The organism is Pseudomonas sp. ArH3a (assembly GCF_022648765.1).
In the GTDB taxonomy this organism is placed as follows: Bacteria; Pseudomonadota; Gammaproteobacteria; order Pseudomonadales; family Pseudomonadaceae; genus Aquipseudomonas.
Map to the genome: position 1 here is coordinate 3215909 of NZ_CP080330.1, position 16671 is coordinate 3232579.

The 16671-nt window shown below is 60.5% G+C and carries 10 protein-coding genes; 5 read left to right on the top strand and 5 right to left on the bottom strand.

From position 1 onward, the window contains the following. Positions 1 to 4 precede the first annotated feature (4 nt). From K0P33_RS14675 to K0P33_RS14695, 5 genes are all read right to left on the bottom strand, one after another. Entirely contained in the window at positions 5 to 895 is an 891-nt protein-coding gene (locus K0P33_RS14675; protein WP_242155882.1) for a sugar ABC transporter permease, read from the bottom strand. Positions 896 to 1036: 141 nt separating this feature from the next. Further along, a complete protein-coding gene (locus K0P33_RS14680) occupies positions 1037 to 2359 on the bottom strand; it encodes a sugar ABC transporter substrate-binding protein (RefSeq protein ID WP_094953363.1) in 1323 nt (440 codons plus the stop codon). Positions 2360 to 2623: 264 nt separating this feature from the next. Further along, complete coding sequence (locus tag K0P33_RS14685) at positions 2624 to 4165, bottom strand: hypothetical protein (protein WP_242155884.1); 1542 nt, start codon at positions 4163 to 4165, stop codon at positions 2624 to 2626. 162 nt (positions 4166 to 4327) lie between these two features. Then, complete coding sequence (locus K0P33_RS14690; protein WP_242155886.1) at positions 4328 to 5233, bottom strand: AraC family transcriptional regulator; 906 nt, start codon at positions 5231 to 5233, stop codon at positions 4328 to 4330. Positions 5234 to 5305: 72 nt separating this feature from the next. Beyond that, positions 5306 to 6595 (bottom strand): glycosyltransferase, encoded by a 1290-nt coding sequence (locus K0P33_RS14695; RefSeq protein ID WP_242155888.1) that lies wholly within the window; start codon positions 6593 to 6595, stop codon positions 5306 to 5308. A gap of 171 nt (positions 6596 to 6766) precedes the next feature. Here K0P33_RS14695 and tpx point away from each other — a divergent pair, with 171 nt between their 5' ends. The 5 genes from tpx (at position 6767) to K0P33_RS14720 (ending at position 16476) form a co-directional block, all read left to right on the top strand. Then, entirely contained in the window at positions 6767 to 7267 is a 501-nt protein-coding gene (gene tpx / locus K0P33_RS14700; protein WP_242155890.1) for a thiol peroxidase, read from the top strand. A 230-nt stretch (positions 7268 to 7497) separates the two neighbouring features. Continuing rightward, positions 7498 to 8802 (top strand): MdtA/MuxA family multidrug efflux RND transporter periplasmic adaptor subunit, encoded by a 1305-nt coding sequence (locus K0P33_RS14705; protein ID WP_094953372.1) that lies wholly within the window; start codon positions 7498 to 7500, stop codon positions 8800 to 8802. After that, on the top strand, positions 8799 to 11900 hold the full coding sequence (locus tag K0P33_RS14710; RefSeq protein WP_242155892.1) for an MdtB/MuxB family multidrug efflux RND transporter permease subunit: 3102 nt from the start codon (positions 8799 to 8801) through the stop codon (positions 11898 to 11900). The genes K0P33_RS14705 and K0P33_RS14710 overlap by 4 nt, the downstream gene beginning before the upstream one ends. Beyond that, the gene (locus K0P33_RS14715) at positions 11897 to 15004 is read left to right on the top strand and encodes an efflux RND transporter permease subunit (protein WP_242155894.1); all 3108 of its coding nucleotides are present in this window, start codon (positions 11897 to 11899) and stop codon (positions 15002 to 15004) included. The genes K0P33_RS14710 and K0P33_RS14715 overlap by 4 nt, the downstream gene beginning before the upstream one ends. Further along, entirely contained in the window at positions 15001 to 16476 is a 1476-nt protein-coding gene (locus K0P33_RS14720) for an efflux transporter outer membrane subunit (protein WP_242155896.1), read from the top strand. The genes K0P33_RS14715 and K0P33_RS14720 overlap by 4 nt, the downstream gene beginning before the upstream one ends. The last annotated feature ends 195 nt before the right edge of the window (positions 16477 to 16671 follow it).

The following is a 16671-nucleotide window of genomic DNA, read 5'->3' on the forward strand; positions in this document are numbered from 1 at the left end:
GCCCTCAAGGCTTGTCAGTCAGGTTTTTGCCGATCATCCGCACCAGGATGATCGCCGCGATATTGGCGATGACCACGGCAATCAAGCCGCCGGCCGAGGCCATGCCCACATCGAACTGCACCAGCGCCTGGTTGTAGATCAGGTAGGCGAGGTTGGTCGAGGCGTAGCCGGGGCCACCGTTGGTGGTGGTGAAGATTTCGGCGAATACCGAGAGCAAAAAGATCGTTTCGATCATCACCACCACGGCAATCGGGCGTGCCAGGTGGGGCAGGGTCAGGTGCCAGAAGATCGCGATGGCGCCGGCACCGTCCAGGCGCGCGGCTTCCTTTTGTTCCTGGTCGAGGGACTGCATGGCGGTCATCAGCAGCAGGATCGCGAAGGGCAGCCATTGCCACGACACAATGATGATGATCGACAGCAACGGGTAATGCGCCAGCCAGTCCACCGGCTCGGCGCCGAACAGCTTCCACACGGCGGCGAGAACCCCCGACACCGGGTGGAAAATCAGGTTCTTCCAGATCAGCGCACCGACGGTGGGCATGATGAAGAACGGTGAAATCAACAACACCCGCACCAGGCCGCGACCGAAAAATTCACTGGCCTCAAGCAAAGCACTGATCAGTACGCCGAACACCACGCTGATCAGCAGCACGCTCCCCACCAGCAACAGGGTATTGGTGGCGCCGGGCAGGAAGCCCGAGTCGGTGATGAAGTAAGTGAAGTTTTCCAGCCCCACGAATTGGTTTTCGCCGGGGTAGAGCAGGTTGTAGCGGATCAGCGAAAAGTACAGGGTCATGCCCAGCGGCACGATCATCCACAGCAGCAACAAGGCCACCGAGGGGCTGACAAGGAACCAGCCGGGGTTGGCCAGGCGGTTTTTGGAGGGTGTATTCATGGTGATCATGGCCAGTCAGATGCAGACAGAACTGTGGGAGCGGGCTTGCTCGCGAATGCGCTGTGTCATTCGCTGCATGTGTCGACTGACACTGCGCATTCGCGAGCAAGCCCGCTCCCACATTAATGACGGGGTTGCGTACTATTTGGGATAACCCGCCCGCTTCATTTCACGCTCGGTAGTGGTCTGCGCGGCGGTCAAGGCAGCATCGACCGTTTGCTGACCGGTCAGCGCGCCCGAGAAGAACTTGCCGACCTGGGTGCCAATCGCCTGGAACTCAGGAATGGTCACCAACTGGATACCGATATACGGTACCGGCTTGAGCGTCGGGCTGGTCGGGTCGGCAACTTTCAGCGATTCCAGCGTCACCTTGGCGAACGGCGCAGCCTGCATGTATTCGTCGCTGTAGGTCGACTTGCGCGTGCCTGGCGGCACGTTGGCAATACCGTCGGTCTTGGCCACGAGCTGGCCGTATTCCTTGGAGGTCGCCCAGCTGGTGAACACCTTGGCGGCGTCCTTGGCTTTGGAGCTGGTCGGGATCGCCAGGCTCCAGGAGTACAGCCACGAGGTACCTTTGTCGGTCTTCTCGTGCGGGGCAAAAGTGAAGCCGACATGCTCGGAGACCTTGCTCTGAGTCTTGTCGGTGACGAACGAGCCGGCCACGCTGGCATCGACCCAGATCGCGCACTTGCCGCTGTTGAACAACGCCAGGTTTTCGTTAAAACCGTTGCTGGAAGCACCCGGCGGGCCGGATTTTTTCATGTTGTCGACGTAGAAGTTCAGCGCGTCTTTCCACTCAGGGCCATTGAATTGCGGCTGCCACTTCTCATCAAACCAGCGCGCACCGTAGCCATTGGCCAAGGTGGTGATCAGCGCCATGTTCTCACCCCAACCGGCTTTGCCGCGCAGGCACAGGCCGTACTGCTCTTTGGTCTTGTCGGTGAGTTTTGCCGCGAATTCGCTGATCTGCGTCCAGGTCGGGTGCTCAGGCATGGTCAGCCCGGCGTCCTTGAACAGGTCAGTGCGGTAATAGGTGATCGAGCTTTCGGCGTAGAACGGCAGGGCGTACAGCGAGCCTTTGACGGACAAGCCATCACGCACCGAAGGGAAAACATCATCGAGGTCGTAGGAGGCCGGCAGGTCCTTCATCGGTTCCAGCCAGCCCTTGGCACCCCAGAGTGCGGCTTCGTACATGCCGATGGTCAATACGTCGAACTGCCCGCCTTGAGTGGCGATGTCGGTGGTCAGGCGTTGGCGCAGCACGTTTTCTTCGAGCACCACCCAGTTGAGCTTGATCTGCGGATGCTCGGCCTCGAAGGTTTTCGAGAGCTTTTGCATGCGGATCATGTCGCTGTTGTTGACGGTAGCAATGGTCAGGGTTTGCGCGCCAAAACTGACGGCGCTGAGGGTCATGCATACAGTCATGCAAGAACAGGCAAGCAGCGTTTTTGCTGTGAACTTCATCGCGCACTCCATTTCTGCGCCCAGGGGCTACAGAAGGACAGTTATTGTTGTTGTGTCTTCCTACAGGTAGCCAGGAAGAGTGTGCGTTGATTACAGCCTTCAAATGGGGTTAAGACAAATCCTTGGGCGCACTTGGACTGATACTTTTTTGCACTCGTGGTGGGGCGGGGTAAAACGGTTCACCTAACAGCAGGGGAAAAGCACTGGCGTTCCACCGCCGTCACTTTTGCCCTTTTGGATCAAACCTGGCCTGCCGGTTCGTGCCTATGCGCGGCTATTGGCTCGCTGACGCTTTTGCTTGGGCTGTTTGACGGCTTGCGCCAGGGTTTCAAGTGGCGACAGAGGCACCTCTGCTATGGGGGTTCCCCAAGGCTCAGAGAGTTGGTGGTAGTGGGTGAAGGGGAAGCTTTGGTTAGGGTCCATCTCGGTGATTTTTGCCAGTACGGATTGACGGTTCTTTTGCTCCCATTTGTATTCCGGCGCGTGGTGTTGGGCAGGCATGCTTTCCTTATAAAAGCTCATGACCTCATCCAATGCCGCACCGGTGCTGGGCGGATACCGCACATCGGTAGTCGAACCACCGGCCATGGTTCGTACACTGCCCTGCAGCTTGGACCAGACAGCGGACCAGCCCGAACCGTCATGTTGCGTGAAGGTGGTGTCGGCGCCGTTTACCTGACCGGTCAGATCACCGGAGCCAGGGTTGATCCGCACGCTGGTGGGATCGATGCTGTGCTGTTGCGCAAAGTCCGTAAACGCCGTGTCAGTCAGTGCGGCCAGGAGTTTTTTGCGCGCCACGTTGAATGAGGACAGCTCAGGAATGTTGTTCAGCCTGATCGGTGATTCGTGCTCACCCGTGCCTGGAATCAGCTGTATCAGCGCCCGGCGGCACAGCTCTGCCAGCTCATGGTCGGCGCGTAAAAGTCTTGCGCCCTGAAGCCCTGGCTTGAACGCTGCGAGAAGCGCTTTCAGCGCCGGCTGCGGCAAATCCACGATGTGTTGGGCGGCGTCTTTTTGCCGCTGTTTGAGGGGCTCAGTACCAGGGTCGGTACTGGTTAAACCCGGGAAAGTCCCTGCGTGCGACAGCTGTCCGAGAGTGGACAGAATAGTGTCGCTGTTGACGGTGTCCAAAGGCAGGCCGTAGAACTGCGCGACGGTAGTGTTCGATGTATGAAGTGGGCCGTAGAACGTTACCCCGCCGGAGTACCCATGCACATCATGGTTTGGCCCCACTACGTTTTTGGCGGCGGCGATAACAGCTGCCGTCGCGGCTTTTGATTCGGCGCACGCGTTCGCATCGAAAATGGCGGGTTCCTTGCCGCCTAAATTGGCAATCGTTCCATTGGGGTGGACGACCATGTCGTCAATGTTGATTTTGTTGCGTTTGGCGTACGACGTGAACGGCTCCGATTGTACGGCTTCAGCAAACGTGGCCCACGCCAGGCCGAAAGTGGATTCAGCCGGGACCCTGACTTTATCGGTCCCACGGTCTGAGCTATCGGTGTCAATCGCTTGCTGCAGGCGGATCAAGCTGTTCGCGACGCTACCGGCCAGTTGCTGGTCACCCTGTTCAATCACGGCCTTGGCGAACTTTTGGAGAGGGGTATTGCTTGGGGTGAGGTTCTGCAGGTCTCGACGGGTGCGCGACAAGCGATTGAGCGGGTTGGGTGAAGCGGGCAGGTGGCTTGTGGGGAGCGCCTGAGCGTGTTTTTGCGGGTGTGGGTTTTGTTCCACCTGACTACGTGGCGTCAGCTCGGCAGGTTGGAGGGCGGGTATGGCAGTGGGTAGCGGCAGACCATTGATCATCGGGTGTCCTTTTTGCTCATGCGTTGAAGGCCGTCCCTCTATCGATTAGATGAGGGGGCTTTCGCTGAGTGGCAGTGGGCTCGATGAGGTTCCTGTGGCGTTTTGCAAAACCAGGCCGTTTCACTGACGAATATCTATTCGGCGTGTTTCGAGGGGCCAGGGTTAAGCCAGGTTCTGCTCGGTCAGCCGCTGCACCGCCAGGCGCCGGTAGTGTGAGGGTGTCATGCCCTTGAGCTGCTGGAAGCGTCGATTGAAGTTGGAGATATTGTTGAAGCCCGACTCAAAGCACACGTCGGTCACCGCCTTGTCGCCATCGGCCAGCAGTTCGCAGGATTTGCTGATACGCAAGCGGTTCACAAACTCGATAAACGTGCGCCCGGTCGCCTGTTTGAACACCCTGGAGAAGTAGGTCGGCTTCATGCCCAGGTATTCGGCGACTTCCTCCAGCGACAACTCCCGCGCGTAATGCGCAAAAATGTAGTCCACCGCGCGGTTGGTGCGGTCAATGCTGTGCTCATCGGCAAGTTGCGGCGTAGTGACGCCGGACAGCAGTTGGTAGTCCTCACAGGCGCTCAACACTTCCAGCAAGATAAAGAAGTGCCCCAGGCGCGCCATGCCTTGGGCGTCCTCGATGCGTTGCATCAAGTTCATGGCTTGAGCGATGGTCTTTTTACAGCGAAATTCGATGCCGTATTGCGCGCGTTCGAGCAACGGCACCAGGCTCTTGAGTTCGGTGAAGATCTGGCTGCCGCCCTCGAACAGCTCGTCGGTGAAGTTCACCAGCATGTCGCGCTTGGGCACCACCTCGTCTTCCTCCACTTGGCTGATCCAGTTGTGGGGCAGGTTGGGGCCGGTGAGGAACAGGCTTTGCGGGTAGAAGTTGCCGATGTAATCGCCGATAAACACCTTGCCTGCGCTGGCGACGATCAGGTGCAGCTCGTATTCCTTGTGGAAATGCCAGCGCACCAGTGGGCAGGGGAAGCCGTGCTGGCGATAGATGATGGACAGACCGTTGTGATCGTCCATCAACTCGTAGGAAGGGTCGGTGATTCGCGTTGCTCGGGTCATGCTGCCGTCGCTTTATTGTGGTTGCTGCCTGGGATAATGCCCCCTCGCGCGCAACCTCGCCAGCGTCAGTGCTTATACGTTGCGGTTTTTAGCCTCGATCCACTGGGACATGTACTGCGTACTCTTATGCGCATGGTGGCGCAGCATGCTGCCGATGAAGTTGTCGCGGCGATGGGCCGAAAGGTTGCTGCGGCACTGCTCCAGGCATTCCACCAGCGCCGGGCCGTGGATGGCCAGGTCATAGCGACGGGCCAGCAATCGGCGGCCGTTTTCTTGGGCCTGGGTCCAGCGTTCACGGTCTTGATACAGCGCCACGGCAGCTGCGGCCAGGGCTTGCGCGTTGTGCTCAATCGCACCCGGCCACGGTTGCTCATCGCCCATGCCTTCGGCGCCAATCGGCGTGGTGATATTCGGCGTGCCGCACAGCATGGCATCGGCCAGCTTGCCCTTGATGCCGGCGCCAAAACGCAGCGGCGCCAGGCAGATGCGCGCGGCGCTCATCACCGCGAGTGCATCTTCGGCCCAGTTCATCACGTGAAAACCCTGGGCGGGGTTATGCAGGGCGGTGGCCTTGGGCGGTGTGTAGGAACCGTAGATATGCAGTTGAGCGCCCGGCAATTGCTGGCGGATCAGCGGCCAGAGGCTGTTCTTCATCCACAACACCGCATCCCAGTTGGGCGCGTGGCGGAAATTGCCGATGCTGAGGAAATGCGCGCGGTCTTCGAACGGTGTGAAGGCCTCGGTCGGCGGCTCCAGCATCAGCGGGCACCAGTGGAGCAGGGCGGCCGGCACCTTGAACTGCTCGGTGAGCAGGCGGGCTTCGACGTCGGAGATCATCAGGCTGATGTCGCAGCGCAAAATCGCCGCGATCTCGCGCTTGGCCACGTCGGTGTCGGCCATCCGTTGAAATTCATCCAGCAGCGCAGGGGCGAACAGCGGGCTGAAGTCGTCGTCGTGAGGATGCGCCTTGAGGTGGTCCTTGAGGCGCTGCTGGCGGGCGTCGCGCAGGCTTTGCAGGTCGCAGGTCTCCAGCACGCGCAGGGCGTCGGGGCAGTGCTTTTCCACGCGCCAGCCGAACTGTTCTTCCATCATGAAACGGTCGAACAGCACGATATCCGGGTCCAGTTCGCGGATAAAGTCATCGAAACTGCTGTTATTCAGCGCGATGGCGCATTCGGTGATGCCCAGCGCTGGCAAATCGGCCTTGTGCTCGCCAACCGTCGCGGGGCTGGCGAAGGTAACGTCCCAACCTTGTGTCAGAAAGGTTTCGAGAATTTGCATCATGTGCCCGCCGGCAGCCGAGGAGCGGGGTTCCGGCCAGACATAACCAATGACCAGGACTGTGGTGGCGGGCTGATTCATCAACGACGGTTTCCTTGCAGGGTGGGCGAAAAGCGCGCAATTAAACCATAGCTGCCGTCGCCAAGGCGTCGGCATGACAATTTACGTTCGGGCATAGGTAGCTACGGCAGTTTGTGGTTAACTTCTGCGTCTCGATTTCGTTTAATCAAACCCAGCATAAGGATTCCGTTCATGGCCCAAGTCACCCTTCATGGTAACCCTGTCCAGGTTGAAGGCGAATTGCCTAAAACCGGTTCCACCGCCCCAGATTTCGCCCTGACCACCGTCGAACTGTCGGAAGCGACCCTGGAAACTTTCGCCGGCAAGCGCAAAGTGTTGAACATCTTCCCAAGCGTTGACACCCCGACCTGCGCGACTTCGGTACGCAAGTTCAACGCCCAGGCCAACGATGTGAGCAACACTGTCGTGCTGTGCATCTCCTCTGACCTGCCGTTTGCCCAGAAACGTTTCTGCGGCACTGAAGGTCTGGACAACGTGCTGAGCCTGTCGGATTTCCGCGACCCAGGCTTCGCCGTCGACTACGGTGTGTCTATCGTTGATGGCCGACTGAAAGCCCTGACCGCCCGTGCCGTGGTGGTACTGGACGAGAACAACAACGTGCTGCACAGCGAATTGGTCAGCGAAATCGGCCAAGAGCCAAACTACGAAGCGGCCCTGGCTGTTTTGAAGTAACTGTTTCAGCGCATTACTGTCTTTTCGCAGTAACACGCTTGATAGATGATTGCGGCCTGGCCTAGTCCAGGCCGTTTTCATTTAGAGTCAGCGGCTTAGCTAAATAGCGACTGGACTAAGGCCAGAAGTTAAAAGTTGTAAGTCCAAGGTAAATTGCCGGTAAAGGCGCTTTTCTTAATGCGCCCCAGTGCTTATCTTTCAGCCTCCTAAAGAAGAAGCTCTCGCGCCCAATGGTTGATCACTCGATGCAATCCTCCCCCCGCAACTCCCGTCGCTGGCTGTTCGGCCTGCTCGTGCTGCTGGTTATCGCCGGCCTGTGCTGGAAGTTCTGGCCTGCCAGCCATAAGGATGGCGCCGCCCAGAAACCGGCCGGGCACACCGGCAAGACGGGGATGGCGCGCCCTGGCTTCGGCGGTTCCACCGGCCCGGTGCCGGTGCGTGTGGCGCCGGCGGTGCTGGGGGAATTCCCGGTGTACTACAAGGCCTTGGGCACGGTGACCGCGCTCAACACCATTAATGTACGCAGCCGGGTGGGCGGTGAGCTGGTGAAGATCGCCTTTGAAGAAGGGCAGATGGTCAAGGCCGGTGACCTGCTGGCGGAAATCGACCCGCGCAGCTACCAGAACGCCTTGCTTCAGGCTCAGGGCACGCTGATGCAAAACCAGGCCCAGCTGAAAAACGCCCAGGTTGACGTGCAGCGTTACCGCGACTTGTATGCCCAGGACAGTATCGCCAAACAGACCCTGGACACCGCCGAAGCACTCGTCCTGCAATATCAGGGCACGGTCAAGACCAACCAGGGCGCGGTGGACGACGCCAAGCTCAACCTCGAATTCACCAAGATCCGTGCGCCGATCAGCGGCCGGGTGGGCTTGCGTCAGGTCGATGTGGGCAATCTGGTGGCCGCCAACGACACCACCTTCCTCGCGGTGATCACCCAGACCCAGCCGATCAGCGTGGTCTTTACCCTGCCGGAAAGCACCCTGGACACCGTGCTCGCCCGTTACCACGCCGGCAACAAGCTGCCGGTGGAAGCCTGGGACCGTGGCGACACAAAAAAACAGGCAGTCGGCGTGCTGCAGAGCCTGGATAACCAGATTGACGTGACCACCGGCACCCTGAAATTCAAGGGCCGTTTCGATAACAAGGACCAGGCGCTGTTCCCCAACCAGTTCGTCAACGTGCGCCTGCTGGCCGATACCTTGCACAACGTAGTGCTGGCGCCGTCCGCTGCGATCCAGTTCGGCAACAACGGCACCTTTGTCTACAAGCTCGATGGCGACAAGAAGGTCAAGGTCCAACCTTTGGTGGTCGGTGACACCGACGGCGACAACACCGTGATCAAGGAAGGTTTGGTCGCGGGTGACCGCGTCGTCATGGAAGGCACCGACCGCCTGAAGGAAGGCAGCGAAATCGAAGTGGTCAACGACAGCACTGAAGTGCCGACCACGCCGACCGAACACCTGCAAGGCAAACCCGCGGCGAAAGGGGAGACCGGCGCTGACGCCGGCAAGGCGCAAAAGGTCGGTTCATGAACCTGTCGCGCCTGTTTATCCTTCGCCCGGTTGCCACTACGCTGAGCATGCTGGCCATTGTCCTGGCCGGTATTATTTCGTATCGCTTGCTGCCGGTTTCGGCCTTGCCCCAGGTGGATTACCCGACGATCCGGGTAATGACTCTGTACCCCGGCGCCAGCCCCGATGTGATGACCAGCGCGGTAACAGCGCCGCTTGAGCGCCAGTTCGGGCAAATGCCCGGGCTGACCCAGATGGCGTCGACCAGCTCCGGCGGTGCGTCGGTGCTCACGCTGCGTTTCAACCTCGACATCAATATGGATGTTGCCGAGCAACAGGTGCAGGCCGCGATCAACGCGGCAACCAACCTGTTGCCCAAGGATTTGCCGGCGCCGCCGGTGTACAACAAGGTCAACCCGGCGGACACCCCGGTGCTGACCCTGGCGATCACGTCCAAGACCATGCTGCTGCCCAAGCTCAATGACTTGGTGGACACGCGCATGGCGCAAAAAATTGCGCAGATCAGTGGCGTGGGCATGGTCAGCATCGCGGGTGGCCAGCGCCAGGCCGTGCGCATCAAGGTCAACCCCGAGGCCCTGGCCGCCAATGGCTTGAACCTGTCGGACGTGCGCACCCTGATCGCTGCCTCCAACGTCAACCAGCCCAAGGGTAACTTCGACGGCCCCACGCGGGTGTCGATGCTCGACGCCAACGACCAGTTGGTCTCGCCCGAGCAATATGCCGAATTGATCCTGGCCTACAACAATGGCGCGCCGTTACGCCTTAAAGATGTGGCGCAGATCGTCGACGGTGCCGAAAACGAGCGCCTTGCCGCCTGGGCCAACGAAAACCAGGCCGTGCTGTTGAATGTTCAGCGCCAGCCGGGCGCCAACGTGATTGAGGTGGTCGACCGTATCAAGGCGTTGCTGCCGAGCATCACCGACAATCTGCCGGCCGGCCTTGAGGTCACAGTGCTCACCGACCGCACCCAGACCATCCGCGCCTCGGTTACCGATGTGCAACACGAATTGCTGATCGCCATTGCCCTGGTGGTGATGGTGACGTTCCTGTTCCTGCGCCGCTTCAGCGCCACGATCATTCCGTCGATTGCCGTACCGCTGTCGCTGATCGGCACCTTTGGCGTGATGTACCTGGCGGGTTTTTCCATCAACAACCTGACACTGATGGCCCTGACCATCGCCACCGGCTTTGTGGTGGACGATGCCATCGTGATGCTGGAGAACATCTCACGTTACATCGAAGAGGGCGAGACGCCGCTCAATGCGGCGCTCAAGGGCGCCAAGCAGATTGGCTTTACCTTGATTTCCCTGACGCTGTCGTTGATTGCGGTGTTGATCCCGCTGCTGTTCATGGCTGACGTGGTCGGGCGGCTGTTCCGCGAATTCGCCATCACCCTGGCGGTGGCAATCCTGATTTCCCTGGTGGTCTCGCTGACCCTCACGCCGATGATGTGCGCGCGCCTGCTCAAGCGTGAACCCAAGGAAGAAGATCAGAGCCGTTTCTACAAGGCCAGCGGCGCGTGGATCGACTGGTTGATCGCGCGTTATGCAAGCATGTTGCAGTGGGTACTCAAGCACCAGCCGCTGACCCTGCTGGTGGCTATCGCTACCCTGGGCCTGACCGTGGTGCTGTACCTGGTGGTGCCCAAGGGCTTTTTCCCGGTGCAGGACACCGGGGTGATCCAGGGCATTTCCGAGGCGCCGCAGTCGATTTCGTTTGCTGCCATGAGCCAGCGTCAGCAGGAATTGGCCAAGGTCATCCTGGCTGACCCGGCGGTGGACAGCCTGTCGTCCTACATTGGCGTGGATGGCGATAACGCCACCCTCAACAGCGGGCGCCTGCTGATCAACCTCAAGGCCCACGGCCAGCGCGACTTGAGCGCGGCCCAGGTGATCACGCGGTTGCAGCCGCAAATCGACAAGCTGGTGGGCATTCGCCTGTTCATGCAGCCGGTGCAAGACCTGACCATCGAAGACCGCGTGAGCCGCACTCAGTACCAATTCAGCATGTCCTCGCCCGATGCCGATCTGTTGGCGCTGTGGAGCGATAAGCTGGTGCACACCTTGCGCCAGTTGCCGGAACTCACCGACGTCGCCAGCGACCTGCAGGACAAAGGCCTGCAAGTGTTCCTGGTGATTGACCGCGACGCTGCCTCGCGCCTGGGCGTGAGTGTGTCGACCATCACCGACGCGCTGTACGACGCCTTCGGCCAGCGGCAGATTTCCACCATTTACACTCAGGCCAGCCAGTACCGCGTGGTGCTGCAGGCGCAGTCCGGTGAAACACTCGGCCCTGCGGCGCTGAACCAGATCTACGTGAAAACCACCGACGGCGGCCAAGTGCGGCTGTCGAGCCTGGCCCACGTGGAGCAACGCCAGGCGCAGTTGGCGATCTCGCACATCGGCCAGTTCCCGGCGGTGATGATGTCGTTCAACCTGGCCCCCGGCGTCGCGCTGGGTAAAGGCGTGGAGCTAATCAACCAGACCCAGAAAGACATCGGCATGCCGATCGGGGTGCAGACCCAGTTCCAGGGCGCAGCACAGGCCTTCGAAGCGTCGCTGTCGAGCACCTTGTTGCTGATCCTGGCAGCGGTGGTGACCATGTACATCGTGCTCGGCGTGCTCTACGAGAGCTATATCCACCCGATCACCATCCTCTCGACCTTGCCGTCGGCTGCGGTGGGGGCCTTGCTGGCGTTGCTGCTCAGCGGCAATGACCTGGGCATGATTGCGATCATCGGCATCATCTTGCTGATCGGTATCGTGAAAAAGAACGCGATCATGATGATCGACTTCGCCCTCGACGCCGAACGCAACCAAGGCCTGGACCCGCAGACCGCGATCTATCAGGCGGCGCTGTTGCGTTTCCGGCCGATCCTGATGACCACCTTGGCGGCCTTGTTTGGCGCGGTGCCATTGATGTTGGCCACCGGTTCCGGCGCCGAGTTGCGCCAGCCATTGGGCCTGGTGATGGTCGGCGGCTTGCTGGTGAGCCAGGTCTTGACCCTGTTCACCACGCCGGTGATCTACCTGTATTTTGATCGTCTGGGCCGTCGCTGGCGCAAAGAGCCGCAAAGCCTGGAGCCGGTTGAGTCATGAACCTGTCCGGACCGTTTATTCGCCGGCCGGTAGCGACCATGCTGCTGAGCCTGGCGATCATGTTGCTGGGCGGTGTCAGCTTCAATTTGCTGCCGGTGTCGCCGCTGCCGCAGATCGACTTTCCGGTAATCGTGGTCTCGGCCAGCTTGCCCGGCGCCAGCCCCGAGGTGATGGCGTCCACCGTGGCCACGCCGCTGGAGCGCTCGTTCGGTGCGATTGCCGGTATCACCACCATGAGCAGTTCGTCGAGCCAGGGCTCGACGCGGGTGATCCTGGCGTTCGACTCCGACCGAGATATCAACGGTGCGGCGCGTGAAGTGCAGGCGGCGATCAACGCCTCGCGCAACCTATTGCCCAGCGGCATGCGCAGCATGCCGACCTACAAGAAGATCAACCCGTCCCAGGCACCGATCATGGTGCTGTCGCTGACCTCCGACGTGCTGCAAAAGGGCCAGTTGTATGACCTGGCGTCGACGATCCTCTCGCAAAGCCTGTCCCAGGTGCCGGGTGTGGGCGAAGTGCAAATCGGCGGCAGCTCCTTGCCGGCGGTGCGTATCGAGCTGGAACCCAAGGCCCTCGACCAGTACGGCGTGGCCCTGGACGATGTGCGCAACACCATCGCCAACGCCAACCAGCGCCGGCCCAAGGGTTCGTTGGAAGACGGCGAGCGTAACTGGCAGATCCAAGCCAACGACCAGTTGGAAAAAGCCAAGGATTACGAACCGCTGCTGATTCGCTACCAGAATGGCGCGGCCTTGCGCCTGGGCGATGTAGCGAAGATCAGCGACGGCGTGGAAGACCGTTACAACAGCGGCTTTTTCAACAATGATTCGGCGGTGCTGCTGGTGATCAACCGCCAGTCCGGCGCCAACATCATCGAGACGGTCCGGCAGATCAAGGCGCAGTTGCCGGCGTTGCAGGCGGTGCTGCCGTCCAGCGTCAAGCTCAACCTGGCCATGGACCGCTCGCCGGTGATCACCGCCACTTTGCATGAAGCCGAGATGACCTTGCTGATTGCCGTGGCCCTGGTGGTGCTGGTGGTGTACCTGTTCCTGGGTAACTTCCGCGCCTCGTTGATCCCGACCTTGGCGGTGCCGGTGTCGCTGGTGGGCACCTTTGCGGTGATGTACCTGTTCGGCTTCTCGTTGAACAACTTCTCGCTGATGGCCTTGATCCTGGCCACCGGTTTGGTGGTGGACGATGCCATCGTGGTGCTGGAGAACATTTCCCGGCATATCGACGACGGCGTGCCGCCAATGAAGGCGGCGTACCTGGGCGCGCAGGAAGTCGGCTTTACCTTGCTGTCGATGAACGTGTCGCTGGTGGCAGTGTTCCTGTCGATCCTGTTTATGGGCGGCATCGTCACCAACCTGTTCCGGGAGTTTTCCATCACCTTGTCGGCGGCGATCATCGTTTCGCTGATCGTCTCGCTGACCTTGACCCCGATGCTCTGCGCGCGCTGGCTCAAGCCGCATGTCAAAGGCCAGATGACCGGTTTGCAGCGCTGGAGCCACAGGGTCAACGAGCGCATGGTTGCGGTCTATGCCACCAGCCTGGACTGGGTGCTGCGCCACCGGCGCCTGACCCTGCTGAGCCTGTTGCTCACCGTGGGCGTGAACATCGCGCTGTACGTGGTGGTGCCGAAAACCTTCATGCCGCAGCAGGACACCGGCCAGTTGATCGGTTTTGTGCGTGGCGACGATGGGCTGTCGTTCAGTGTGATGCAGCCCAAGATGGAGATCTTCCGCCAGGCGGTCTTGAAAGACCCGGCGGTGCTCAGCGTGGCCGGGTTTATCGGCGGCAACAGCGGCACCAACAACGCGGTGATGCTGGTGCGCCTCAAGCCGATCGCTGAGCGCAAGCTCTCGGCCCAGGCGGTGATCGAACGTATCCGCAAGGAAGTCCCGCTGGTACCGGGTGGGCGTCTGTTCCTGATGGCCGACCAGGACCTGCAATTTGGCGGCAGCCGCGACCAGACCAGCGCGCAATATTCCTACATCCTGCAAAGCGGCGATTTGGCCGCGTTGCGCCTGTGGTACCCGAAAGTGGTCGCGGCCCTGCGTGAGCTGCCGGAGCTGACCGCCATCGACGCCCGTGAGGGCCGTGGTGCGGCGCAGGTGACGCTGATGGTCGACCGCGATCAGGCCAAGCGCCTGGGCATCGACATGAGCATGGTCACGGCGGTGCTGAACAACGCCTACAGCCAGCGGCAGATCTCCACCATCTATGACAGCCTCAACCAGTACCAGGTGGTGATGGAGGTCAACCCCAAATATGCCCAGGACCCGATTACCCTGAACCAGATGCAGGTGATCACGGCCACCGGCGCGCGGGTGCCACTGTCGACCATTGCCCATTACGAAAACAGCCTGGCCGATGACCGCGTCAGCCATGAAGGCCAGTTCGCCTCGGAAGACATTGCCTTCGACATGGCGCCTGGGGTGACGGTTGAGCAGGGCACGGCCGCCATCGAGCGGGCGATTGCCAAGGTGGGCTTGCCCGAAGATGTGATCGCCAAGATGGCCGGCACCGCCGATGCCTTCGCGGCGACCCAGAAGGGCCAGCCATTCATGATCCTCGGCGCGCTGGTGGCGGTGTACTTGGTGCTGGGCATTCTGTATGAAAGTTACATTCACCCGCTGACCATCCTCTCGACCTTGCCGTCGGCCGGTGTCGGCGCGTTGCTCTCGATCTACTTACTGGGTGGCGAGTTCAGCCTGATCTCGCTGCTGGGGTTGTTCCTGCTTATCGGGGTGGTGAAAAAGAACGCGATCCTGATGATCGACCTGGCCCTGCAACTGGAGCGCCACGACGGCATGAGCCCGTTGGAATCGATTCGCAGCGCCTGCTTGTTGCGGCTGCGGCCGATCCTGATGACCACACTCGCCGCGATCCTCGGCGCCTTGCCGCTGCTGCTGGGCTCCGGCGACGGCGCGGAAATGCGCCAGCCGCTGGGCCTGACCATTATCGGCGGCCTGGTGTTCAGCCAGATCCTGACCCTTTACACCACCCCGGTGGTTTACCTCTATCTCGACCGCGCGCGCCACCGCTTCAACGCCTGGCGCGGTGTGCGTACCGATGCTGCCTTGGACACTGCGCTATGACCGATTCAACGTTTGCCAAATTGGCCATGAGCATGCCCCGTGGTTCCCGCGTCGCCAGCCTGGTGCTGTGCGCGGCCTTGCTCAGCGCCTGCGCCATCGGCCCCGATTACAAACGGCCGGAGGTGGTCGAGCCGGTGCAATTCAAGGAGGCCCAGGGCTGGAGTCAGGCGACGCCGAGTGACTCCCTGGCCCGTGGCGCCTGGTGGGAGCTGTACGGCGACCGCCAACTGAACGACCTGGTGACACGCCTGAACAACTCCAACCAGACCGTGGCCCAGGCCGAAGCACGTTTTCGCCAGGCCCAGGCGCAGGTGCGCAGCGCGCGCGGTGCGTTTTTTCCGACGGTGGACTTGAGCGCCGGCAAGACCCGCGCCAGCCAGGGCACTGGTAGCAGTAATGCGAGCCTCAGCAGTTCCAGCAGCGGTATTCGCGACACGCTCAACGCGCAATTGGGCGTGAGTTGGGAGGCGGACGTGTGGGGCAAATTGCGCCGTGGCCTGGAGGCCAATGAAGCGACTGCCGAGGCCAGTTCGGCGGACCTGGCGGCGATGCGTTTGAGCCAGCAATCGGAGCTGGTGCAGGACTACCTTCAATTGCGGGTCATGGATGAACAGACGCGTTTGTTGCAAGCCACACTGGACACTTACCAGCGCTCGCTGAAAATGACTGAAAACCAATACCGCGCCGGTGTGTCGGGCAAGGATGCGATCGCCCAGGCGCAAACACAGCTCAAGACGACCCAGGCGAGCCTGATCGACTTGATCTGGCAGCGTGCACAACTGGAGAATGCCATTGCGGTGTTGATCGGTGAGGCGCCAGCCAATTTCAACCTGGCCGTGAGCAAGGATATTCCTGCATTGCCGCAGATTCCCGTGAGCTTGCCGTCGCAATTGCTGGAGCGTCGTCCGGATATTGCTTCGGCTGAGCGGTCGGTGATGGCTGCCAACGCGAATATTGGTGTGGCCAAGGCGGCCTATTATCCGGATTTGACCTTGAGCTTGGCGGGTGGGTATTCCAGCAGTACTTATGCGAATTGGATCAGTTTGCCTAATCGGTTTTGGTCGGTTGGGCCTAAGTTGGCGATGACGTTGTTCGACGGTGGGCAGCGGTCGGCGGAGGTTGATCGGACTGTAGCGTCTTATGACGAGACGGTGGCCAAGTATCGCCAGACGGTGCTGGATGGGTTCCGTGAGGTGGAAAACTACATGGTGCAGTTGAAGGTGCTGGAAGACGAGGCGGTCGTCAGTAACGAAGCCTTGGATGCGGCGCGTGAATCGCTGCGGTTGACCGAGAACCAGTATAAGGCGGGGTTGATTGCTTATCTGGATGTGGTGACGGTGCAGGCTACGGCGCTTAGTAATGAGCGGACGGTGCTGACGTTGTTGCAGACGCGGTTGGTGGCGAGTGTGCAGTTGGTTGCTGCCTTGGGTGGTGGGTGGGATGGGCAGACGTCGGTTGCTGGCAAGGAGTGACTGAGTACATATCCGTTATTTGGGTTACGGCTGAAATGGGTTCCGCCCTTACGGCGGGTCACTTTTGGAAAAGAGCCCCAAAAGTAACCAAAAGGGCTCTTGCCCCACCACTCGGTGCCTCGCCTAGGCTCGGCATGCCCTCACTCCGGCTTGAATCCGTGGGCCGCCGCCATGGGCCATCCTTGGCCCATCGCG

Excerpts from the sequence above, each read along its gene's own strand:
- K0P33_RS14675 (WP_242155882.1), bottom strand. The coding sequence starts at position 895 with ATGAATACACCCTCCAAAAACCGCCTGGCCAACCCCGGCTGGTTCCTT.
- K0P33_RS14680 (WP_094953363.1), bottom strand. The coding sequence starts at position 2,359 with ATGAAGTTCACAGCAAAAACGCTGCTTGCCTGTTCTTGCATGACTGTA.
- K0P33_RS14685 (WP_242155884.1), bottom strand. The coding sequence starts at position 4,165 with ATGATCAATGGTCTGCCGCTACCCACTGCCATACCCGCCCTCCAACCT.
- K0P33_RS14690 (WP_242155886.1), bottom strand. The coding sequence starts at position 5,233 with ATGACCCGAGCAACGCGAATCACCGACCCTTCCTACGAGTTGATGGAC.
- K0P33_RS14695 (WP_242155888.1), bottom strand. The coding sequence starts at position 6,595 with ATGAATCAGCCCGCCACCACAGTCCTGGTCATTGGTTATGTCTGGCCG.
- tpx (WP_242155890.1), top strand. The coding sequence starts at position 6,767 with ATGGCCCAAGTCACCCTTCATGGTAACCCTGTCCAGGTTGAAGGCGAA.
- K0P33_RS14705 (WP_094953372.1), top strand. The coding sequence starts at position 7,498 with ATGGTTGATCACTCGATGCAATCCTCCCCCCGCAACTCCCGTCGCTGG.
- K0P33_RS14710 (WP_242155892.1), top strand. The coding sequence starts at position 8,799 with ATGAACCTGTCGCGCCTGTTTATCCTTCGCCCGGTTGCCACTACGCTG.
- K0P33_RS14715 (WP_242155894.1), top strand. The coding sequence starts at position 11,897 with ATGAACCTGTCCGGACCGTTTATTCGCCGGCCGGTAGCGACCATGCTG.
- K0P33_RS14720 (WP_242155896.1), top strand. The coding sequence starts at position 15,001 with ATGACCGATTCAACGTTTGCCAAATTGGCCATGAGCATGCCCCGTGGT.